Source organism: Tunturiibacter psychrotolerans (assembly GCF_051013365.1).
GTDB lineage: Bacteria > Acidobacteriota > Terriglobia > Terriglobales > Acidobacteriaceae > Edaphobacter > Edaphobacter psychrotolerans_A.
In genome coordinates this window covers 5,118,837-5,139,300 of the sequence record NZ_CP132941.1, presented here as the reverse complement: position 1 = coordinate 5,139,300, position 20,464 = coordinate 5,118,837, and the positions used below count along the sequence as shown (strand labels likewise).

At 54.8% G+C, this 20,464-nt stretch carries 23 protein-coding genes; 16 read left to right on the top strand and 7 right to left on the bottom strand.

Annotated features, from left to right (window positions below):
• Positions 1-16: 16 nt before the first annotated feature.
• The 7 genes from RBB76_RS21930 to RBB76_RS21900 all read left to right on the top strand — a co-directional run bounded on the left by RBB76_RS21930 (position 17) and on the right by RBB76_RS21900 (position 10,706).
• Positions 17-448 (top strand): acyl-CoA thioesterase, encoded by a 432-nt coding sequence (locus RBB76_RS21930; protein ID WP_429634301.1) that lies wholly within the window; start codon positions 17-19, stop codon positions 446-448.
• Positions 445-1,575, top strand: coding sequence for a zinc-dependent alcohol dehydrogenase family protein (locus RBB76_RS21925; RefSeq protein ID WP_429634303.1), 1,131 nt, complete (start codon positions 445-447; stop codon positions 1,573-1,575). Before RBB76_RS21930 ends, RBB76_RS21925 begins: the two co-directional genes overlap by 4 nt.
• An 86-nt stretch (positions 1,576-1,661) precedes the next feature.
• Positions 1,662-2,711 carry an enoyl-CoA hydratase/isomerase family protein gene (locus tag RBB76_RS21920; protein WP_429634305.1) on the top strand — a complete coding sequence of 350 codons (1,050 nt, stop codon included), beginning with the start codon at positions 1,662-1,664 and terminating at the stop codon, positions 2,709-2,711.
• Positions 2,712-3,704: 993 nt separating this feature from the next.
• Positions 3,705-3,962 carry a hypothetical protein gene (locus RBB76_RS21915; protein ID WP_429634307.1) on the top strand — a complete coding sequence of 86 codons (258 nt, stop codon included), beginning with the start codon at positions 3,705-3,707 and terminating at the stop codon, positions 3,960-3,962.
• Positions 3,963-5,000: 1,038 nt separating this feature from the next.
• Positions 5,001-6,980 (top strand): RICIN domain-containing protein, encoded by a 1,980-nt coding sequence (locus tag RBB76_RS21910; RefSeq protein WP_429634309.1) that lies wholly within the window; start codon positions 5,001-5,003, stop codon positions 6,978-6,980.
• A 154-nt stretch (positions 6,981-7,134) separates the two neighbouring features.
• Positions 7,135-8,415 carry an isoaspartyl peptidase/L-asparaginase gene (locus RBB76_RS21905; protein ID WP_429634311.1) on the top strand — a complete coding sequence of 427 codons (1,281 nt, stop codon included), beginning with the start codon at positions 7,135-7,137 and terminating at the stop codon, positions 8,413-8,415.
• A gap of 1,976 nt (positions 8,416-10,391) precedes the next feature.
• Complete coding sequence (locus RBB76_RS21900) at positions 10,392-10,706, top strand: hypothetical protein (RefSeq protein ID WP_433963479.1); 315 nt, start codon at positions 10,392-10,394, stop codon at positions 10,704-10,706.
• 85 nt (positions 10,707-10,791) lie between these two features.
• Here the strand turns inward: RBB76_RS21900 and RBB76_RS21895 are convergent, their stop codons facing one another.
• Entirely contained in the window at positions 10,792-10,977 is a 186-nt protein-coding gene (locus tag RBB76_RS21895; RefSeq protein ID WP_429634315.1) for a hypothetical protein, read from the bottom strand.
• Positions 10,978-11,127: 150 nt separating this feature from the next.
• Positions 11,128-11,577: a DUF72 domain-containing protein gene (locus tag RBB76_RS21890; RefSeq protein ID WP_433963478.1), complete on the bottom strand. Its 450-nt coding sequence runs from the start codon at positions 11,575-11,577 to the stop codon at positions 11,128-11,130.
• Between RBB76_RS21890 and RBB76_RS21885 the strand changes: the two genes are divergently transcribed.
• A complete protein-coding gene (locus RBB76_RS21885) occupies positions 11,527-11,967 on the top strand; it encodes a cupin domain-containing protein (RefSeq protein WP_433963477.1) in 441 nt (146 codons plus the stop codon). The two genes, RBB76_RS21890 and RBB76_RS21885, sit on opposite strands and share 51 nt — an antisense overlap.
• Positions 11,968-12,099: 132 nt before the next feature.
• Positions 12,100-12,333, top strand: coding sequence for an SDR family NAD(P)-dependent oxidoreductase (locus RBB76_RS21880; RefSeq protein ID WP_429634321.1), 234 nt, complete (start codon positions 12,100-12,102; stop codon positions 12,331-12,333).
• A 314-nt stretch (positions 12,334-12,647) separates the two neighbouring features.
• On the opposite strand, the gene RBB76_RS21875 is transcribed toward RBB76_RS21880, so the two are convergent.
• From RBB76_RS21875 to RBB76_RS21860, 4 genes are all read right to left on the bottom strand, one after another.
• Complete coding sequence (locus tag RBB76_RS21875) at positions 12,648-12,944, bottom strand: hypothetical protein (protein WP_429634445.1); 297 nt, start codon at positions 12,942-12,944, stop codon at positions 12,648-12,650.
• Positions 12,945-12,960: 16 nt separating this feature from the next.
• Positions 12,961-13,332, bottom strand: a complete 372-nt coding sequence (locus tag RBB76_RS21870) for a hypothetical protein (protein ID WP_429634449.1) — start codon at positions 13,330-13,332, stop codon at positions 12,961-12,963.
• 419 nt (positions 13,333-13,751) lie between these two features.
• The gene (locus RBB76_RS21865; protein WP_429634323.1) at positions 13,752-14,129 is read right to left on the bottom strand and encodes a divalent metal cation transporter; all 378 of its coding nucleotides are present in this window, start codon (positions 14,127-14,129) and stop codon (positions 13,752-13,754) included.
• Complete coding sequence (locus tag RBB76_RS21860; protein WP_429634325.1) at positions 14,108-14,899, bottom strand: Nramp family divalent metal transporter; 792 nt, start codon at positions 14,897-14,899, stop codon at positions 14,108-14,110. The genes RBB76_RS21865 and RBB76_RS21860 overlap by 22 nt, the downstream gene beginning before the upstream one ends.
• Before the next feature lie 602 nt (positions 14,900-15,501).
• Between RBB76_RS21860 and RBB76_RS21855 the strand changes: the two genes are divergently transcribed.
• Both RBB76_RS21855 and RBB76_RS21850 read left to right on the top strand, forming a co-directional pair.
• A complete protein-coding gene (locus tag RBB76_RS21855; RefSeq protein ID WP_429634327.1) occupies positions 15,502-15,942 on the top strand; it encodes an antitoxin Xre-like helix-turn-helix domain-containing protein in 441 nt (146 codons plus the stop codon).
• The gene (locus tag RBB76_RS21850; protein WP_429634329.1) at positions 15,942-16,601 is read left to right on the top strand and encodes an RES family NAD+ phosphorylase; all 660 of its coding nucleotides are present in this window, start codon (positions 15,942-15,944) and stop codon (positions 16,599-16,601) included. The genes RBB76_RS21855 and RBB76_RS21850 overlap by 1 nt, the downstream gene beginning before the upstream one ends.
• Positions 16,602-16,618: 17 nt before the next feature.
• On the opposite strand, the gene RBB76_RS21845 is transcribed toward RBB76_RS21850, so the two are convergent.
• On the bottom strand, positions 16,619-17,362 hold the full coding sequence (locus RBB76_RS21845; RefSeq protein WP_429634331.1) for a YoaK family protein: 744 nt from the start codon (positions 17,360-17,362) through the stop codon (positions 16,619-16,621).
• A gap of 277 nt (positions 17,363-17,639) precedes the next feature.
• On the opposite strand from RBB76_RS21845, the gene RBB76_RS21840 reads away from it, so the two are divergent.
• From RBB76_RS21840 to RBB76_RS21820, 5 genes are all read left to right on the top strand, one after another.
• Positions 17,640-18,341 carry a PRTRC system protein B gene (locus tag RBB76_RS21840; RefSeq protein WP_429634333.1) on the top strand — a complete coding sequence of 234 codons (702 nt, stop codon included), beginning with the start codon at positions 17,640-17,642 and terminating at the stop codon, positions 18,339-18,341.
• A gap of 216 nt (positions 18,342-18,557) precedes the next feature.
• Positions 18,558-18,848: a hypothetical protein gene (locus RBB76_RS21835; protein ID WP_429634335.1), complete on the top strand. Its 291-nt coding sequence runs from the start codon at positions 18,558-18,560 to the stop codon at positions 18,846-18,848.
• A gap of 169 nt (positions 18,849-19,017) precedes the next feature.
• Positions 19,018-19,185, top strand: coding sequence for a hypothetical protein (locus tag RBB76_RS21830; RefSeq protein WP_429634337.1), 168 nt, complete (start codon positions 19,018-19,020; stop codon positions 19,183-19,185).
• A 107-nt stretch (positions 19,186-19,292) separates the two neighbouring features.
• A complete protein-coding gene (locus RBB76_RS21825) occupies positions 19,293-19,532 on the top strand; it encodes a hypothetical protein (RefSeq protein ID WP_429634339.1) in 240 nt (79 codons plus the stop codon).
• Between the two features lie 82 nt (positions 19,533-19,614).
• On the top strand, positions 19,615-20,436 hold the full coding sequence (locus RBB76_RS21820) for a PRTRC system ThiF family protein (RefSeq protein ID WP_429634341.1): 822 nt from the start codon (positions 19,615-19,617) through the stop codon (positions 20,434-20,436).
• Positions 20,437-20,464 lie beyond the last annotated feature (28 nt).

The following is a 20,464-nucleotide window of genomic DNA, read 5'->3' as shown; positions in this document are numbered from 1 at the left end:
AGCGTGGCAATTGCAAATGGCAGAGCGTAACAAGTACAAACACTTTCTGTCCATCGGAACTCGGTGGCGGGACAACGATATCTATGGCCATGTGAATAACATCGAGTACTATAGCTACTTCGATACAGTCATCAATTCCTATCTCATTGCGTTTGGAGGGCTCGATATTCACCGAGGAACCTTAGTAGGTGTGTGTGCTGAATCTCATTGCAAGTTTCTTGCCGAGCTGTCTTTCCCCGAAACTCTAGAAGCTGGTTTATGTGTCGAACACCTGGGCACAAGCAGCGTGCGATACGGTATCGGGCTCTTCCGCAGCGGTGTCGATACAGCGGCCGCGGAGGGCTGGTTTGTGCATGTCTTTGTCGATCGCTACACCCGCCGTCCTTCGCCACTGACGGCAGCTTTGCGTGCGGCCCTTGAAGCTTTGCACATCGAGGTGCCGTTATGAAGGTCAGGGCGGCAGTGTTACGAAACAGCGGAAGTCAGAAACCATACGCCGAGTCGCAGCCGCTTGGAATCGAAGAAGTGGATTTAGCGCCGCCTAGCCGCGGAGAGATAACGGTGCGAATCCTTGCAGCCGGCCTTTGTCACTCGGACCTATCGGTCATCGACGGATCACGTCCGCGCCCCCTTCCCATGGTGTTAGGGCATGAAGCTGCAGGCGAGATCGTAGAACTTGGAGATGGTGTCGAGGATCTTTTCGTCGGGGACCATGTCGTGTTTTCGTTCGTGCCGATCTGTGGCCACTGTGAACCCTGTGCCACAGGAAGACCAGCACTGTGTCAACCGGGTGCTTCTGCAAATGCAAAAGGAGAACTATTGGGGGGAGGCAGTCGATGGAGGGACGCGGCCGGGCGGCCACTTGCCCATCACTTGGGTGTCTCGGCGTTTGCAGAGTATGTTGTGGTATCCAGACGATCGGTGGTAAGAGTAGACGGGAATCTTGAACCTGAGATTGGGGCACTGTTTGGCTGCGCCGTTCTTACAGGGGTGGGCGCGATCGTGAACACCGCGAAGGTCTCCGCGGGAGAGAGTGTAGCGGTCTTCGGGCTCGGAGGAGTTGGTCTCAGTTCCCTGCTGGGTGCTAGTTGTTCGGGCGCATACCCGCTAATCGCTATCGACGTAAACGAGCAGAAGCTTGCAATCGCGTTGGACTTGGGAGCACACCATGCCCTCGATCCAAGATCCGAAGATCTTGTCGATACTTTGCGTCAGATCACAGCCGGCGGAGTTCAATATGCGCTCGAATCGGTCGGAAGTGGAGTAGTCCTTGCCCAAGCCTATTCAGTAACACGCCGAGGGGGGACTACAGTGAGCGTTGGACTTCCTGCCCCCGATAAGAGGCTGAATATACCAGTAGTCAGTCTGGTCACCGAAGAGCGCACGATCAAGGGTTCTTATCTGGGTTCATCCGTTCCTTCGCGGGATCTGCCCCGCTTCATTGCTCTTTATCGCGCGGGCTTGCTTCCGGTGGATCGTCTGCTTACACATCGTCTTCGTCTTGAAGACCTGAACGAGGGCTTCGACCGGTTGGCACAAGGAGAGGCAATACGTCAGGTTGTACTATTCGATTGAAGACTCTAAACACTTCCTCGACCAAGATACGAAAGCCTTTCAGCAAAGAGACCTATGACTCACCTTCCTGCGAGCGGATCGAAAAGATGAACGATGTCTTGGTGCGAGTCTCTGGTGCTTGCGGCAGAATCACGCTGAACCGGCCACGAGCTTTGAATGCCTTGACACTCGAAATGGTCGACAAGATGCACACCACGCTGATGGCGTGGGCCAGCGAAGAATCAATCCAATTCGTGCTGGTCGATGGTGCCGGAGAGCGGGGACTTTGTGCTGGCGGGGACATACGCGCTATGTACACCGCCGTCATCAACGACTCGAGAGAGGTCGCCACCGAGTTTTTTCGAAAGGAATACCGGCTCAACTATCTCATCTCGCGCTATCCGAAGCCCTATGTAGTTTTGATGGATGGGATCGTCATGGGTGGCGGCATCGGCATATCCGCACATGCTTCGCATCGTATTGTGACGGAACGTTCAGAGCTTGCGATGCCCGAAACTGCAATAGGCTTTGTGCCAGATGTGGGTGGTACTTATCTTCTGGGGACTGCACCCGATGAGATCGGCACCTACCTCGGGCTTACCGGCTGCCGGATAGGGGCAGCGGACGCCATCTTCTGCGGGTTAGCCGATACCATGGTTTTCAGCAGAGATCTATCGAGCCTGGCGCGTGATCTGGAGAAGTGTGAGGACCTAGCCGCAGCGGAGAATACTCTACTCGGTTATACGACCCAGGCCCCGCCAGGCATGACTGTGAAGCAGCGAGCATGGATCAAAAGATGCTTTTCAGCTCAGACGGTCGAAGAGATCTTCGCTGCACTCGCCCTAGATACAGACCCTGAGGCCAGAGTTGCCCTTTATGGACTTGAGAAAAAGTCCCCAACCTCGCTCAAGGTTACTCTCACAGCTCTCAGAAACGCACGAAGGCTAAACGATCTTGCCTCCTGCCTTCGACAAGAGTTTCGCCTCGCACAGACCTTTCTACGAGAGCGCGATTTTGTAGAGGGTGTTCGAGCTCTCATCATCGAGAAGGATCGCAACCCCAAATGGCGTCCAGACCGGCTCGAAGGAGTAACAAAGGAAGTTATTCAGAGATTCTTTACAAAATCAATACTGGCTGAATTGAACTTCAAACTATGAAACGTACTTACACGTGATACCCGCTTTACACATCGACGGAGGGCCTCCTCCCACCGCCCCCTTCAGAATGCGAGACATAACAGGCGAGCCCCTTCTCTTGTGGCGAAGAGCATCACTCCGAAGAGGTTTAGCGACGGCGCCTGGCATACCACCCAGTATGAAGAGCCCTAATGTGCGATTCCGAAGGCCGGGAACGTGCCGAGCTGCTCGATGCCCAGGACAGTTGGCCCCGGCCGCTACCTCATTCCAAGCACTGCCTCTGATCGGCTGTTTGACCTTGCCGACAGTTCAACTTCTCAATTGTCAGGCGAAATCAGTGATCTCGGGTTCGCCGCATTAGCAACGTGACCCGTCTATCCATTGGCGCGAACGGGCCAACGCACTTATCAGCAAACTCCGACCACTCGCCATGCAGCTCTAGAAACGGAGCTCTCCCCGTGCATCTGGCAAAGTAACGGCCGCAAGTCGCACTGTGTTGAGTTGACCGGCATCGCGTGCCGCATAGAGTGGCTCGAGCGCTGACATGGTGAGATTTCGCGCCTCAGTACCTTCGATTGCAGCCGCCAAGAGAGGGATTTCCCTGCCCTTTGCTACATAAGCAACTGAGCAGCAATCTCCACCAACAGTCGGTGTTTCCGCTACAGTGTTCCAGGAGGGTCACGGCAACAACCGCACGCCAAGCTTTCTTTTCTACTTAGCGATTTAGTTGACGTATTTCTTAGGGTCCGCCGATTCGGCCGATGAACGAAGATCACATTGTCGCGAGTGGTGGGGGCGACTATGGTTGACATCATCAGGCTGCGCGACGGCAATCGCAAAACGCTCCAGGCTCGTGGGCAGCGGTTACATGCGTTTCGTTGTTCGATCGTTCGAACGAGTTCCGTAATACTGTTAGGCAACCATCCGATCCGGCTAAGGTGACTACCAACACGGCCGCGCGCGTGCCCGCGCTGGAATCCGATCAGATCCGATATTGGACAGGACGTCGCGGTTGTGGCTGAGAGCTTCGAAGCGGCGCAGGAGGCAGCCGACTTAGTTAGGATCCAGTACGAGGCAGAGACGCCCACCTGCTCCTTTCGCGAAAATCTCGGTGAAGCGCACGAGCCGGCCTCGCACCTCGTCGAGCTGATTGTTGTCGCGGTGGGCGATCCTTGCCGAATGACGCGGGGACGCGCCCTTTATCGAACAGCCGTCGCGCTACGGGCAGCGCGTGAAGCGCAAACTGGCTCAGTCGTTCGGATTGCCAGATAACAAAGTCCATCTACGTTCAAAATCTGTCGGAGGAGGTGCGGGATTGGGGCAACCATTATCGCTGGCGATTACGGTTTGCATCTTTCCTGAAACCTGCCGGACGCGAACTGGTGGAAGCGACGGCCGCAGCCGGTCCGGACAAGAAGAGGTCAAGAATTTTCAATGAACCCATTCGGCCGCGCACTTTTGTGAGGTCTCCGTTGACGTGCATACCGGCGTAACCCAGACATGTCGGCTTGTAGTTCTCTGAACTGCGGTCGAATCATCGATCCGAAGCTTCACGAATAGTCAGCACATCGGTGACGTTACGATGGGCATTGGCGCGGCGCGATGAGCTCGATGTGGATCAACGCCGAACTCGGCGAGTACCATGTGCCGGTCTGCCCGGACACTCACAGCATGGAGGTGATCTGGTTAGAGGAACGGACATGATTCCCAACGCGTTGGGCGCGGAGGGCATCGCGAGATGGGGCTGGTCGGCACGGCCGCAGCCGTCGCCAACGCGACCTTCAACGCGAGGCAAGCGCGTCAGAAACTTTCCCATAAGGCCGGATAAGCTTCTCTAGCGCGCTTCACCCCAACAAATTCCGAAAGAGGTGGAAACATGAGCAAACCGAAACTCTATTACACGGAGGTCTCCGTCACGCTTCCTCCGGAGCAAGATGTCAAGCGAGCAATGGGTTAGACTTACGGACCAGATCTGCTGAATGTCACCAAGATGCTCGCCGGCACCGTCGCGCTGGTCAAGGTGCTATCTCAAGCCAATGACATTGACGCAAAGTTGAGAGAGGTCGTCACCCTTCGTGTCACCATCCTGCTGAGGGCTCCCTACTAATTCCGATTTAAAGATGCCGATCACGGTGCAAGTGAGGTAGGCTTGACGGTGAAGAATTCGAACGTTTTATTTTTCCGGTGAGTTGACGGGCGTTACCACTCGAAACCATCCTCCCCTTGTGATTGCAAAAGTGAAGTCAATCAGAGATCGATGGACCTGAGCGTCCGCTGAATCTTCAAGCTTCAACGATGAGAGGAAGCACCATGCTAAAACTCAGTGCAAGAGCGCGTATAAACACCTTCGCTTCCGGTTGCTTCCTCACGATGCTGGCGTTCCAGACGTCGTTCAGTCACGCGCAGAGCGTGCTCACGCAGCATAACGACAACAATCGTGATGGAGTAAATGCGTTAGAAACGGTTTTGACGCCTTCCAACGTCAACGTGAGCCAATTCGGCATGTTATTCAAGGTTGCGGTGGACGATCAAGTCTTCGCGCAGCCTCTAGTCGATAACGGTGTCAGTATTGCGGGGGGCACGCACAGCGTAGTGTATGTCGCGACAGCGAACAACAGCGTGTATGCGTTCGATGCGAACAGCGGAGCGAAATATTGGCAGGTAAATCTGGGCACCGCGTTTACGATCCAAAATGGGGGCTTTACCTGTCAGGATGTCCTGGCGAGTTCCGGCATTATGAGTACCCCGGTGATCGACACGAACAACAACACCCTTTATGTTGTCGCCGAGACCTATGTGAACGGAACGGCCGCGCATAAGCTTCATGCGCTCAATCTTTCCACGGGCGCCGACCAGTCCGGAAGTCCGGTCCAGATCACGGCGAGCGAATTTAATTCGGTGGATGAGCTTCAGCGGCCAGGGCTCCTACTTGCGAACGGAAACATCTACTTCTCGTTTGCCGGACACTGTGATCAGGGATCATGGAAAGGTTTGACCTTTGCCTATAACGCCACGACGCTAGCGCAGGTCGCGGTCTTCAACGCCTCTCCGAGCGATAACGGAGCAGGCATCTGGCAATCGGGTAACGGACTTTCAGCCGATAGCGCAGGTAACGTTTACATCGTGACAGGTAACGGCACCTGGGACGGAGAGAGCAACTTTAGCGAAACCTTTCTAAAGACGGGGGCGAATCTCAATCTGCTTGATTGGCACACACCGTCCGATTATGCGTCTCTGGACTCTGGAGATGAAGATCTCACCTCCTCGGGAGCGCTGTTGATGTCCGGCACGAGCTTGGTAATCGCTGGCGGTAAGGACGGCGTCCTGCATCTGGTCAACACTGGCAGCATGGGCCATCTCGGTGATTCGACCGCCGTACAAAATTGGACTGCGACTTCCTCGCACATTCACTCCATGAACTATTGGAACTCGAACCTCTACTTATGGGGACAGAGCGATTATCTGAGGGTATATAAGTTCAACGGTTCAACCTTCAACACGACGCCGGAATACGAACTCAACACACAGGCGATTGGGCATCCGGGTGGCTCCATATCTATTTCGGCCAACGGCACCACGAACGGAATCCTTTGGGCAGCGACTAACTCACAGGGACAATCCGGAGGTCTGGGCGCATGGCATATGACGGAGCCCGGTATTCTCTATGCTTATAACGCAAGCAATATGAATGCACTCTGGAATAACGAGCAGAATGCTACCCGCGATGATTGCAATAACTATGCGAAGTTTACTGCCCCCACCATCTCCAGCGGCAAGGTTTACCTGGCGAGCTTCGGGACGGCACAGACGGAGAGTGGACAACTCTGTGTCTATGGTGAATTGCCTGCGGGAACCGACCTGATCGCGAATGGTAACTATGTGATCACGAGCGTTCACAGCGGCCAGGCGATCGACGACCCCGGCAGTTCTACGGAGGATGGCAAGGATATGCAGCAGTACACCGTGAATAACGGTACGAATCAGCAGTGGACGGTGACCAACCTGGGCGGTAACGTGATCACACTGAGGAACGTGGCGAGCGGACAAATGCTTGACGTTGCCGGGGCTTCAAAGTCGAATAGTGCGCTAGTCGATCAATGGCCTGCGAATGGGCAGACAAACCAGGAGTGGAATGTGACTTCGCTTGGCGGGGGAGACTACGAACTGACCAGCGTGAACAGTGGCCAGGCGCTCGATGTCGATGGCGGAGGCATTACGGTCGGCGAAAAGATTGATCAATACCCGTACCAGAGCAACACCTGGCAGCAGTGGAAGTTTACCAGCCACTGAGCCATAGTCCGGTAGTCTCCGGCCCCCGCAGATCTGCAAGTGATTCTGACCGCTACGTTTGTTGCCGGTTATCTCCGAAGGGCTGCAGTACACCAATCGTAAAATCAGCCAAGGGCCGACGTAGCTTTGCGCCAACTTTATTTAAGGGATAGATATGGAACTTAGTCGTCGAAGTTTTCTTGCCGTGGCAGCTATGTCCTCGGCTTCGGCTGTACTCGGAACCAAAGGCTCAGCCCAGACGGCGAGCATGCAGCACGATCACCCGGCTGACGCACATGCGGCTCACAATCATCCCAAGCCGGTTCGCCCGGTAGTTCCGCGACTGCCGGTGCTCATTTGCAAAATGACACCGACCATTGGAGTCGACGCTGCCTACACCATGTTGAAGGAACGGGGCGACACGCTGGATGCAGTTCTACATGTCACCAGGACCCAGGAAGACGATCCCAACGATCATTCCGCGGGCTTGGGCGGCCTTCCTAATGAACAAGGCGAAGTGCAACTCGATGCTTGTTGTCTTCACGGTCCAACGGGCCGCGTCGGTTCTGTGGCGGGAGTGAGCGGCATCAAGAATGCCTCCCTGCTGGCACGCGCGGTGATGGAAGATACCGGCTATTCGCAAATCGTAGGTGCGGACGCCCACCGCTTCGCGCTCGCACGCGGATTTCAGAAGGAAGAACTGAACACGGAGCGCACACGGAAAAATTGGGCGCTTTGGAAGAGCATTCAATCTGCTCCAGAGCTAGTTGGGTCAGAGATTTACGATCCCAGCTGGCCTCGACCGGCGAGAAAGACACATTCCATGCCGGTGAATCAGCGGGATCTAGACGAGCTGGTGAATAAACTGGAACCCTACGCCGTGCGGGCAGGCCTCGGTCCGGAGTTTACCTGGCGTGCCGTCTACGATGCGCTCTTTCCAGAAGCCGAACCTCTCTATGTTTCTGCCGTGAATGAGAAGCAGGAAGTCTCAAGCGCTGCCACAACAAGCGGGCTTCCGTGGAGGCAGGCGGGTGTAACAGGTGATGTTGCGATGGTCGGAGCCGGTTGTTATCTCGATCCGGAGATTGGCTCCGCAGGATCATCAGGAAACGCCGAAGCGAACATCCGAATCGCGGGAGCCCACACCATTGTGGAGAACATGCGCAGGGGAATGTCGCCAGAAGATGCCGGCATGGACGCGCTGCGCCGCATCGTCAAACGGTACAAAAACGATATGACCGCGCTTCGGTTTGTTGAGATGGTCTATTACATTCTAAGAGTGGATGGCTCTTACGAGAGTGTGTCGCTGTGGCGAGGCGATAAGACCGGCCATGTACGGCAATTTACGATCAAAGACGCCGAAAACATGAGACGTTCCGAAGACTGCAAGTTTCTCTTCGATGGCAATCCACCGAACGGTTGCCCAAACTGCAATCAAGTCACGCAGGGTCTTTGAGGTAGATTCCGAGTCCAATCGCTTATGAGTCGGAAACATAAGGTTCTGCTGCCGAACTGAGTGAAACATGTTTGAATCTCACTTCACCATAGACTAGCGTTTGCTTGGCTCTCCCAGTCATCGGAATTGTGTGCAGATTATAAAAGAGGTAAAAAGTATGCCAGTACAAAACGATGCCCTACTATCCCCTTCGAATATCGAGAAGATGCCAGCATGCGATGAAAGATTGGAGCTAGCGTTAAAGTTCCTGAAGGCAGCTGGCGAGTGCGTTAATACATGCGGTCCTGCCAGGACGAGCACGAGCCGTTCGGATCTTCTGCGGACATACGACGCGATGGTGAATCATGGCGACAATTGTGACAAGTGCAACGAGGTTTGAGTAAGAATCGGGTAACGAAGAAGATTCACCGCCGAGGCTAATGAGCTGACCGGTGCAATCCACAACCGCATTCCAGCATCCTGCACCCGCGGGATTTACGATCGTTGGTTTAACGATTATCACCAGGCTCGGCCGCCGCTCGATCTGCCAATACCCTATGAATCGGCGGGCATGACTATGACGTCAGCAAATTGACTTGTCGGCAACGTTCGCAACAACAGCCCTGAAAGGCTCAACAGCGCATAGAAAACACTAAGTGTTTGAGTAATTACCGGGGCGCCGTTTCTCGATCATCAACTCCCCGCAACCGCACTTCTTATTGCGTTTGTTCTCGGGAAGATTCTCGACGGTCTCGGTTCTGCCACACACTAAACAGGTTAGGACAGTCTTTTCATGGAAACCTCCTGCATTGCAGCGAAGATCCTATTACACTCGCGCAAAGCGGCCCGCCTTTGCGTTTCGAGTTCATCAAGCGCCTTCAGCGGCGCAACGCCTAAACCTGAACTGCGCAGGACAAGGGAGACAGTCTGTTTCACAAGCTCGCGGTAGCTAGCGTCAGAAGCCTCATATTCAGCTTCCAGTTTGGAGCGGGGTTTGGAAAGCATGGGAGTTTTAGTCGGCCGAAACGCAGGCCCGCTGGAGTTCATTGGCTTGCTCGGGAGTGGCGTTCGGATCGATACCTGCGGCTCACCTCACCGTACTGAATGTGTGAACCCGACCTAGCGCTATTTGTTGTCCCCGGACCCCGTCCCCTCCACCCGAGCGGCTGTCAGTCGTTCAAAGTTATGTCCTAGGCGTCCTCACTCTCTTTTTCTCGAAGGCATCAGTGTCCCACAATCGGTCTGCGATAGGATAGTAGAGGCGTCGTAGACAGTTCCAAAACTACTATTAAGGTACTGATGCGCAAGATAGGCCATGGCCCGTCCGTTGGCGTGGCCACCTTCAGCAAAGTCTCGCGCTGGGATCAACAACGTGGTCAGGACGCTCCTTGCCATCAAAAAAACACTCTCGATGATGGCGGCGGTGCAAGAAGTTTGCGAGTATTCCTTATGCGGTCTTGGCCATCTGTCCCCTGGATAAGAGGTGTCACTGCAACCCCAGTCTCGAAGCCTGAGAGGCCGAGAGCTAGTTTTGGAAATAGGATTAGGGATAACCGAAACACTAGGATGCTGAGCAAAGATCACCCGCTTCCAGGTCGGAAACGCTTCGGGATGATGGATAAGCGCGTCAAAAGCAACGACGGTGACCACTGCATTAACATCGAATTGAGTTGGCCATTTGGGCTAACTCCAGCGACGCGACTATAGAGCGGCAGGGCAGCAAAAAGAGTGACCAAAACCAGAACCAGCGTCGATATTGGAGAGAGTACTCCGGCAGCCAAAAATGCAATTAAGGCTGATATCCAAGCGTAGAAAAGTAGTCGACGCCTGTCAGGTACATGACGCGCCACCATAGGTGCTCAGGTTCGGGACGACCTTGAACACCTTTGGGAAGGCGAACGTCGGCAAGTAGACAATCAGCAAGAAAAATTTGGTCATAAAACACTCCTTTCAAATCATTAGGATGCGTTAGGCAGACAAAGACAGTTCAAATCCGCTTGGTTGATTCGGACTATTCATACGCTGGATCGTCCACTTGCATCCAACTTTGGATAGGTGTTTGCTATGAAAATTCAGCAGCATTCTTCGCCATCTTGATTCTAGCTTTAGTCGAACCTATCTTCTTCCAATTCAATGCTTTTCAGGATGCTTCCGCTAACCATCCTGACAGCAAAGAGCAAAAGAAGATAGAGAAAGCCAGGACCAAGTCCGACAAACAGGCAGCCAAAGCCAAGACCGGGAAAGGGAAAAAGACGACAGATGAACAAGATGCTGCCTCCGCCCTAGCCTATAAGGCAGGGATCCCGAAGTAAGGTCGAGTGGGGAATGCCTAGAAGATGTTTGGCGCGAGGGGGCTAATCGCGTGAGAACTGGCTCACGCAAAAAAACTGGGATCTATCACTGATCCGGCGCACAGGAAACAAAGCTCATCTCAAGAAACCCTTCGCGATATCTGGCAGTTTGATCCATCTTGAAAGTAAAGGCTCGTTTGCTACCGGACAGGCCTTTTATGATAACTTCGGCATTGCATTCATCGAGCCCGAACTGCGGGACGGTCTTGAAGAAGTGCGTCAGGCTCGTCAAGGAACTCTTCCTCTTTTGGTAACTGAGAAGGATATCCGAGGCGATCTTCATATGCACACTGATGCAAGAGATGGATCCAACTCCATTGAGCAGATGGCCACCTCGCCATTACTATTTTCGCCCTTATTCGCTTTATACAAGTGGCACTGTCTAGAGCGTTGTCTGCAGATCCAGTCGCCGCTGTACCCGTTCGCGCAGGTTCTTTGCATCAAAGGGAGCTCGCACTTTCATGTCATTATCAAAGTAAACATAAATATCGCGTGCCGGAATCTTCCTGCACCGTTCCCCGCAAGCGAACCGGCCACTCGGCGCATCGTCTCCTCCTGCCCAAGCAGCGACACGGTCGGCCCAGAGATCAAGTGCTGCATCGCCGTAGTCGCTGGCGTAAAGCTGTTCCGACCCATGTAGCCTGCAATAGACGAAGTCGGTAGTCACGTCCATCAATAAGGGCCACTCCACCGTGTCGGCCACGACCGAGCAAATGCGATGTCGTCGTAGTAGTTCAATGAACTCCGGGACAGCAAAACTCTCGTGCCGAATTTCGACGCAATGCCGGATCTCCTGCTTTGCGGTTCCTCGTTCGACTGTTGTATGCCACATGCCCATGAGTGCGAAGAAATGTTTTACGTCGTGGAGGGCGAGGTGGCTGTCTTCTGCCACGACCAGCGCACCTTGGCGGCGACTGGTTCAGCGGTAAACATTCCAGGCTGGGCTCCGCATGTCTTCCATAACCTCAGCACTGTGCCGGCACGACTCTTCTGTGTTGTTGCGGCTGCGGGCCTGGAGCGAGAATTCTTGGAAATCGGTCCGCGTGTCGCGACGCGCACAACCCCTCCCCCGCCGGTCGCCTCCGAAAAGAAGGGCGAGAGGAAGAAGAAGATGCCTGAGATCGCGAAGAAGTACAACGCACGAATCCTCCCCCCGGATACGTTCAACCACTTGATGAGCACAGAGGAACTGAAGTTGGTCGCCGCCGCGGACGGCGAGTGAGCATACGGAAGATGCTTTGTTACGTAATAGCGCAGACGCTCAAAGGGAGCCGCTCTCGGTAAGAGCGGCTGCACCTCACCGAGAGAACTCTGTAGCACCACAAGGTCCAAGAGACTTCATCGGGGGGAAAACATGAATAGATTCGAAGATAAAGTTGTTATCGTCACAGGGGCTGGTTCCGGTATCGGTGCTGCCACCGCGCGGGGCTTTCTGCGGGAAGGCGCATTCGTCGTCAACGGACGGCGCAAACCCAAATTGCACGAAACCATCGCAGGTTTTGAAGAAGTGAAGTCACTTGTTCACCCTGGAGATGTCTCGGATGTGGCATACGTGAAAAGCCTTGTGAAAGCGGGAGGCGAACCTTGAGCGTGAAATGCCGCTTCTTCTGGCAAGTTCCGCGACCGTGCAGTCTTGTCCCATGTTTCCGTGCATGGCGTGCAATGCTTTCGCCGTCACCGGGTCGACCAAGCCTGCAAGCAGGCCGGTGTTTACTTTTTGCGCGGCGAGACTGGTTGCGAAGAATGTTCACGAAGAGAAGCTCCATCAGCCGTGCGATGACAAACTCCAGGCCCGGTTCAGCAGCGGCGGCCTCGCATGCGTTCATCTGCAGCAGCATAGACGGCTATTCGGAACTTGACAGCCCTTAGTAACCCGAGAAATCCTCTGACCGAATGTCCTCTTTATCGACTTTGGCCGCTAGCAGCATCTTGTGCATGGCAGTCACCATCTCGGGCGGGCCTGCGATGTAATAGACAGGTTTTATCCCATAGGGTGATGACGCGATAGCATCGCGGCGTCAACTTCCCTGTCTCCCCGGCCCAAGATGGATGCAATGACTTCATCTTGGTCATGGTGGGGATAAAGTGAAAGTGAGGATGCTCCGCAGCCAAGTCATCCAGTAGGTTGAGAAATGGAGCATCCTCTGCCCGACGGTTGGAATTGATCAGATATATCTCGCGCTTCAACTTGTCCTTCACCGCTTGGCGGATGATGCTAAGAAAAGGCGTGCTCCCGATACCACCGGTAAGGAATACTACCGGACTGGTTGCATTCTTGTGGAGGGTGAGTGATCCGCCCAGGGCTTTGAATATTGACCTCCAGACCGGGGCGCGCACGGCGCAACACTCGTTTGAATGCCGTGTCTCTCATGCGCGTGGTAATCATGAGTTGATCTTCAAAGGGCGGGCTTGCGATAGAAAAGGTTCTGACATTGCCTTCGGCGTCCGTCTCTGGCGGGTCAATCAAGGTGATATCCATTGTCTGTCCCGCCTGAAACTCGAATCCAGCGGGCCGGGTGAAGTGAAACGCCATTGTTCCTTCGGCAATTTCTTCGGATCCTGAGAGTTTGATCCTGTAACTCGGCATTGAGAAACCTCCGCTCGAAGAGCGCGCTATGTCTCTTGGATGCGGCTAAATGAGTCATCGGCAGCCTTCGCGAACTGGCTCAACGCGTTCAATGGCGCGCGTAGAGTGCCATTTGCGCCTCTAAATCCCTTGATGGCGCACAAGACGCAAAGTGACACCTGTCGCCTGTTCTGGATCCAAGCAGAAAGAGAACACTCTTCAAGGTGCTCATGCGCGTTGCGTGGTCCATAGAAGGCAATGTTTTTTGCTGCGGCATAGGCTCAGCGTAGAAATAGCAGCAGTGCCAGAGCGGCGGCGCTCATAATAAGTGCGCAGATCCATCCCAACGCTTGCATCCAGCGCGAGTTGACACGATTTCCCATGACCTTTCGATCACTCGTTAGGAGCACGACCATAATGACCAGAGGCGGGGCGAGCAGTCAGTTCAAGATCGCAGACCAGAACAGCATTTTCACGGCATTGAGCCCGGCGAAATCAAATGCAAGCCCAACGAGTATGGATATCGCAAACACAGCGTAGAATTTACGCGCGAGTTGAGGCTTCACATTGAGAGAGGCCGACCTCCATTTTCCTCCTTCTGCGATCGCATACGCGCAGGAGCCTCCCAAAACTGGCACAGCGAGCATACCCGTCCCGATTAGTCCCAGAGTGAAGAGCCAGTATGCTCCTTTGCCCGCGAGCGGCCGCAAGGCCTCGGCAGCTTGCTTTGCCGTCTCAATGTTCTTTAAGCCGTGGGCGTTCAAGGTTGCGGCGGTCGTCAAGATGAGAAAGTACATCACCAGGTTTGAAAACAACATCCCCGTGATAACGTCTTTTTTGCGATGAGGAGCTCTCTGTTCGTCGAACCGCGCCTTTGGGCCACGGTCATTTTGCCATGCTCCCGGTCCTCTTCTACCTCCTGCGCAGCCTGCCAGAAGAATAGATAGGGCGAAATCGTGGTTCCCAGGATTCCGACCAGGACAGCGATGTAGTCCTTGGTCCACTCAATATGCGGGATGAGGGTCGCTCGAGCCACTGCGGCCCAATCGGGGCGAACCAGGAACGCCGTAATCACATACGCAAATAGAACGAGGGTCAACCACTTGAAGACTCGGGCCATGATGCGGTAGGAGGTCCAGAACAAAATCCCCGTGATCAAAGCAGCGAAAAATGGAGTCCAGAAATAGGCGCGGATGCCAGTGACCATCTGCATTGCATCTGCCATACCGCCGAGATCAGCCCCGATGTTGAAAACGTTTGCGACAATCACCAGAGCGCAGGCAAACCATAGAACCCAGCGGGGATAGTGAGTACGGATTGCGCTCGCGAGTCCACAGCCCGTCACCATACCAAGCCGTGCGCACATCAGTTGAATGGCTGCCATCAGCGGGAAGGACAAGAGAGCAGTCCAAAGCGTTGCGTACCCATAAGACGCGCCTGCAACTGAGTAAGTAGAGATGCCGGACGGATCGTCGTCTGCAGCTCCCGTAATCAGCCCCGGACCAAGCTCTTTAAGAAACTGCTGCACGCCACGATGTCGTGTGGGTCCTGGCTCTGCTTCTAACGGCGTAGTCCGCGATTTCGCCACGACCTATCGTACTTGACCTCATCATGGGGCGGCATCAAGAGGTAGATAAACCTCTCCGTCGCGCCGCCCTCGAAGTGATCTATTCTGACCAGACATCCGTCGTAGCCACTTCTATTCTTTTGCTTAGTGAAGAAATGTGACGGCTGTTCAATGGCCGGTTACGCTTCCACTTACAGGTGAGGTTACAAGATGGAAACCATATTGATTGTTCTCGTAGTGTCGGTCTTATTTGGTGGCGGGGGTTGGGGATACTCTCGCTGGCGCCGCTAGACCACGCGATCACAGAATGAACATATGACCATGCCGCTTGATCGTATTTGCGGAATTTATGTAGAGAGTTCGGCCCCGGGAGTTCCCCCTAACCTTCTTTGGGTTCCTGAGCTAAGTCAGCCTGCCTAAAATTTTAGCTTCTCAGGTTCGCAGCGGAACTGTGTGTCCGATGCCTGCGATTGCGATACTGCCCGAAGGTCGGCGACTCTACAAGGTGGTCGGCCGTTTTGACCAACTGGAGTAAGAACATTCTCTCGGCCCATACAACGATCCAAATTCCTTGTGAAGACAAAATTTGTCCTTTATGAGACAATCTCTTCAAGGAGCACACTATGGCATCTACTGCTGTTCTCTCCGATGTTCCGGGCTACCAAACTCCTACGATACCGGACCTCCGCGATCCCGCAACCCGTGCGGAGCTGAGTAAGGGAGCACTCATCGGCTTCTTCGCCATCGTGAGCAGCTGGAAGCTCTCTATGAGCCAGGCGGCAGAACTGCTCGACAAGTCCCGGTCCAATCTCTATAAGCTGAAAGAGAACCCAGAAGCTGGATCACTCAGCCGGGACGAACTCACCCGTATCTCCTACATCATTGGCATCAACAGAGCCTTGCATGTAGCCTTCCCCGAGAAGCTCGCCTGCGAATGGATGACGCGGCCCAACAATAACAGTCTCTTCCGCGGTGAGACCCCGTTTGCGTATGTCGCGCAGGAAGGCATTCCCGCTCTCCATCAGGTCCGCATGATGCTGGATGCAGCTCGCGCAGGTAACTGATGGCCAGCACGCAAAACGTCTCCTTCCGCGACACCCACCACCTAGTTCCAATCGAGCACAGCAATCCCGTAGAGAGTTCCCTTGCCGCCGATGTGCAGAGCGTACTGGACCGTCTTGCATCTTCAACCGACATGCTCGCAGCATCGGAAGAAGGCCGGAACGCCAATATCAACCGGGAGCTGGTCTCCGGAGTGCCCGAGTACTCCATCATCAACGCGGCCTTCGTCTACACCAGTAAACAGGGCAATCGATTCAACGACTTCCGTCGGGGTGCCTGGTATGCTGGCATCGAGCTGAGGACGTCGCAGGCCGAGGTCGGCTTCCACAAGCTGCGATTGCTCGCAGATACCGATTACGATGGTCCTGCCCGGTTTTCATACCGTGACTTCCAAGCAAATTTCGCCGGCGAATTCCATCACCTCAGTGCGAGAGAGCAGGCTAAATGCCTGAAGAAAGGTCCCGTGCCGGAGTGCTACGCCCCGGGCCAGGACCTGGCAAAGCATCTCCTCTATGCGGGGTCGAATGGCATCGTGTACCCGAGTGTCCGCCAACTCAATGGAACATGCATCGTCTGTTTCAGGCCCGCACTGGTCTACAACGTGCGCCGTTCAGTCAAATGTGAGCTATCGATCTCTTCGGAAACGGCGAAATGGCTGTAGTCCCGGGTTTCCTCGGTTTAAGCAGGGATATCACGATACCGCCGCACATCCTCTACGACAGGCATGACCGCAAGTAAGAGGAGCACAGCGGCGAGTGGCAACGTAAAGAGGAAACCTACATGTTTGAAACCCAGCGCGCCGGTGATGCCACCGGCGAAGAATAAGGCGATCAGTGAGGAATGAAGCCGGAGTTTAATCATTTCGTGATCCAGAATCTGGTTATCACCCTCGCCCCATGTTGAAGCAATGCGGCCAAGCGAGATGCCGATATCTGTCACCATTCCAGTAAGGTGGGTGGTTCGGATCACGGCGTCGGAGATCTTTGTGATGATGGCGTTTTGCAGTCCCATGGTGAAACAGAGAAGCATCACCGTTTCCAGAAAGGCATGGCCCACGACAAATACACGTCCGGTCAGGCCGAAGACAACCAGCAGTACTGACTCGAGAATGAGTGGGAGTGCATACTCGCTTTCGAGTACATGAGCTCGCGCCCAGCGAACCATCAGCGTTGTAAGGAATGCTCCAGCGAGGAAGGCACAGACCGCTCCCAGCCCTGTAAGCGCGAGTGAAACGCCCCCAATAGCAATATTGTCAGCCATTGCGGAGATAATTCCTGACATGTGGGACGTGTATTGTCCGACAGCGAGTAATCCATCGGCATTCGCGGCCCCCGCGATAAAGGCCAGGAAGCGCGCCAAATGTCGATTTGCGGATTCCGTGCGTTTGCTGCCCGTCAGGCGACGTAGATAGAAGAGAGGCATACTCAATGTTAGCCCTTCTATCGGAAGACGCATCGAGCTGCCGGTACAGATGCTCGCATACCCCGAGTGTAGCCCTCTCATCCCTCATTGTTCTCACGGGAACAAGTACGCCCTTCGCCCTTCCAGGCATTGGTCCGTTCTACCTTCCTCCTACCGCCCTTCGAATGGGTATCCCTCTATGGCTGCTGCAACGATTCCCGTCCCGTCCGAAGCGAAAGTACCTAGTCCCTCATACATGTTATGTTGAGCGCCACATAAGTCGAATGGGAGAAACGTCATGCAAGTTCATGTCTCGATCGGGGAGAACCACAACTTCGAACTGCGTGAGGCGCTGCTCATCTATGGAGATCGGCAAAGAAGCTTTGTCACTCGGCACGACGTGACGGCCCACGAGAATTCCCCACCTACGCTGGGTCCAGCACAGCCGCTCACTGTCACTTTCGTAGATTCGCTGGTGCGCTCCCTGAGCGGTAACTCGACAGCCGAGGTCTTGCCGGAGAACATCCTCGCCAAAAGCACCCACATGATTATGTGGTGGACGCCGGCGCAACGCCGTCAGATGTTCTACGAGAACTCGGAAGGCAAAGCCGCGGCCCTCAACGGTCGCACCTTTCCTCAGCCGCCGCTCGCCTGGCGTGTCGATGGCGGCGACCTTATGATCCGCGCGCTTCTCGAAAACAAGCGGCCAAGCGGAACAACGAAGCTGGCAGTGGCCCCCTTCTGGAACCTCTCGGATAACGGGCGCGTCTGCACCGGCTCGATGCGCCGTCCCGACAGCGTATCCGTGGCCACCATTCCAGCCTGGGAGCGCGGCTTCTATGAGAGCGCCTTCACTCACTCCAATATCGGCCGCTTGACCCGGCACAAGGACGGATTCGAGGGCCTGTGGAATAGCCTTGCAGAGAAACGTAACTCGTTCCCACGAGAGACTCTGATCTGCTTGCCGCAAACACTCACGCAGTTCGCGCGCGGGAACTGAGCCCAATCGGACTCCTCTATCTCCCTCCCGCAATATGCCCACCGTATCGAGTAAGATACTGGAAATCCATCGGTTGAGAGTAGCTTCATTAGTCGCTCATTCTAAATAGGTTTTGTCCGAGCTAGGTATTGAATGAAGCTCTGTAATTTGCTAGAAAATACCATGTAAAGTGGTTAAATGGATCGTGCAGACTTTCCTAGGAGTGCAGCTACGGGAGTGATGGTTTCTAAGCGTTCTCCTAAAACACCGCCATTTTCGGATCAGCAAATCCGTCAGATCGCGAGCGGACGATCCCGCGCGATCGCCGAATGGGCTCAGTCGACCGCTCGGCAGCGGGGCATCTCGATGCGCCGCATGCCAAACCACCAGTTTGTGAAGGCAGTTTCTCGCCTTTCTGATGGCGTCGTCGAGCTCGATCCGGTCGAAGAACTGCTTGTCGCCCTCGGCAGAGCAGGCATTCTCACGTCGTATCAAAGAGGTCTTCTCCAGGTTCACTACCTCCGATAGATGGAACTCCGGATCCTCGACCCGTTTGGGGACTACGAAACGGCTGGGTACTTAAGAAACTCGTATCAAGAAAAAGACCTCCGTGTCGTGGGCCATCTTGAGACGGCAGCCTTTGAGCAAGAGATCGTCCCAACGGTTCGATTTCTGGGAAGGCTGCCGACTCTCCGTTATGAGCACATTACTGAAACGCACCAAAGACTGTTCAACTCCCTCTACCCCTGGGCTGGTTCAAGATCGTTCCGTCACCGCTCCAGACATCGCCATCGCGAAGGCAGGGTATAAGATCTTGTTTGCGGATCCGGGCGCTATGCAGCTCGCCGCCGAGCACGCGCCCTGAATCTAGGACAAGACACGGCATATTTACGTGCGCATCCAGGCGAGGTCTTTGGCTACCTGGCACACGCTCATCCTTTTCTCGAAGGCAACGGCAGAACAATTCTGACCGTGTTTGCCGACCTCTCGCGGCGCGCTGGGTTTCATGTTGAATGGGAAGCGATCGACAAGGATCAGTTCCTGGAGGCTCTTACGCGTGAGCTGCTAGAGCCGGGCAAGATGCTGGACGAACTTGTGCTTCCATACTCGCGCGAAGGAGTTCTATCGGTCGACAAGACAGCCTCGAGACTCCGTGTCAACTTCAAGCGTGACGAAGTTGCCCCGGCTCCCGGCTCCGATGAGCGAGGGTAAGCCTCAGAAATTCCCAGCGTCGCCTCTTAGCCATCCCTTTGCAAAATCAAGCCGCTCTACTTGCGCGGTAGCGAGGATCGTTATGCGCATTGAGCATCTACTGCCTCCCGAACTCGTGAGCAGCCAGTCGGTTCGCATCCTCGTTGTTGGAGCAGGCGGGACCGGGAGCGCCATTGCCATGGGGCTGCCGTATCTAGATCATGCGATGCGCATCTGGGGTCACCCGATGGGGCTGGAGGTCGCCATGATGGATGCGGACGTAGTCACAGAGACCAACTGCATCCGGCAGCCTTTCTCCACGTCCGACATCGGTCAGAACAAGGCGACAGTTCTCATCAATCGTCTCAACCTGTTCTGGGGTACGACCTGGTCTGCGATTCCCAATCATTTCCACGCCAAGTCCTTCGAGCGCAGCCATGACAGGAGCTTCGATCTGCTCATCGGGTGTGTCGACACGCGTGCCGGACGCAAGGCTATCGAGGAGTCGTTTACAAAGTCTCTACGCGCTACCTGTTATTGGCTCGATCTCGGCAACAACGCTGCCAGTGGCCAGTACGTTCTCGGCCAGCCATTGAACGCGCGTAACCGCAGAAAGGCAGAACGGTTGCGCACGGTAAGCGAGTTGTACCCCGAGATTATTGATACCGACGCAGGTGAAGATCCGTTGCCCAGTTGTTCCGCAGTCGAAGCGCTGGACCGGCAGGAGCCGTTCATCAACCAGACGCTCGCATCGAGCGCGCTCGCCATGCTGGCGCAGCTCTTCCGTTATGGCAAGCTCACACACCACGGCGCTTTCTTCAACGCGAAGACAGGACAGATGAGCGCACTGCCCGTCGATCCGAAGCTCTGGTCGAAGACACGAAAACGTTCGAGACAATCGCAGCGTACCTTCGTGAAGATGTGAAGTTCTATTGCGGCAGTCGCGGTATGGT

What these genes read in the sequence shown, in the direction of transcription:
- RBB76_RS21930 (WP_429634301.1), top strand. Translation starts at nt 17, where the DNA reads ATGGCAGAGCGTAACAAGTACAAACACTTTCTGTCCATCGGAACTCGG.
- RBB76_RS21925 (WP_429634303.1), top strand. Translation starts at nt 445, where the DNA reads ATGAAGGTCAGGGCGGCAGTGTTACGAAACAGCGGAAGTCAGAAACCA.
- RBB76_RS21920 (WP_429634305.1), top strand. Translation starts at nt 1,662, where the DNA reads ATGAACGATGTCTTGGTGCGAGTCTCTGGTGCTTGCGGCAGAATCACG.
- RBB76_RS21910 (WP_429634309.1), top strand. Translation starts at nt 5,001, where the DNA reads ATGCTAAAACTCAGTGCAAGAGCGCGTATAAACACCTTCGCTTCCGGT.
- RBB76_RS21905 (WP_429634311.1), top strand. Translation starts at nt 7,135, where the DNA reads ATGGAACTTAGTCGTCGAAGTTTTCTTGCCGTGGCAGCTATGTCCTCG.
- RBB76_RS21885 (WP_433963477.1), top strand. Translation starts at nt 11,527, where the DNA reads ATGCCGGATCTCCTGCTTTGCGGTTCCTCGTTCGACTGTTGTATGCCA.
- RBB76_RS21890 (WP_433963478.1), bottom strand. Translation starts at nt 11,577, where the DNA reads ATGTGGCATACAACAGTCGAACGAGGAACCGCAAAGCAGGAGATCCGG.
- RBB76_RS21880 (WP_429634321.1), top strand. Translation starts at nt 12,100, where the DNA reads ATGAATAGATTCGAAGATAAAGTTGTTATCGTCACAGGGGCTGGTTCC.
- RBB76_RS21870 (WP_429634449.1), bottom strand. Translation starts at nt 13,332, where the DNA reads ATGCCGAGTTACAGGATCAAACTCTCAGGATCCGAAGAAATTGCCGAA.
- RBB76_RS21865 (WP_429634323.1), bottom strand. Translation starts at nt 14,129, where the DNA reads ATGTTGTTTTCAAACCTGGTGATGTACTTTCTCATCTTGACGACCGCC.
- RBB76_RS21855 (WP_429634327.1), top strand. Translation starts at nt 15,502, where the DNA reads ATGGCATCTACTGCTGTTCTCTCCGATGTTCCGGGCTACCAAACTCCT.
- RBB76_RS21850 (WP_429634329.1), top strand. Translation starts at nt 15,942, where the DNA reads ATGGCCAGCACGCAAAACGTCTCCTTCCGCGACACCCACCACCTAGTT.
- RBB76_RS21845 (WP_429634331.1), bottom strand. Translation starts at nt 17,362, where the DNA reads ATGCCTCTCTTCTATCTACGTCGCCTGACGGGCAGCAAACGCACGGAA.
- RBB76_RS21840 (WP_429634333.1), top strand. Translation starts at nt 17,640, where the DNA reads ATGCAAGTTCATGTCTCGATCGGGGAGAACCACAACTTCGAACTGCGT.
- RBB76_RS21830 (WP_429634337.1), top strand. Translation starts at nt 19,018, where the DNA reads ATGAGCACATTACTGAAACGCACCAAAGACTGTTCAACTCCCTCTACC.
- RBB76_RS21820 (WP_429634341.1), top strand. Translation starts at nt 19,615, where the DNA reads ATGCGCATTGAGCATCTACTGCCTCCCGAACTCGTGAGCAGCCAGTCG.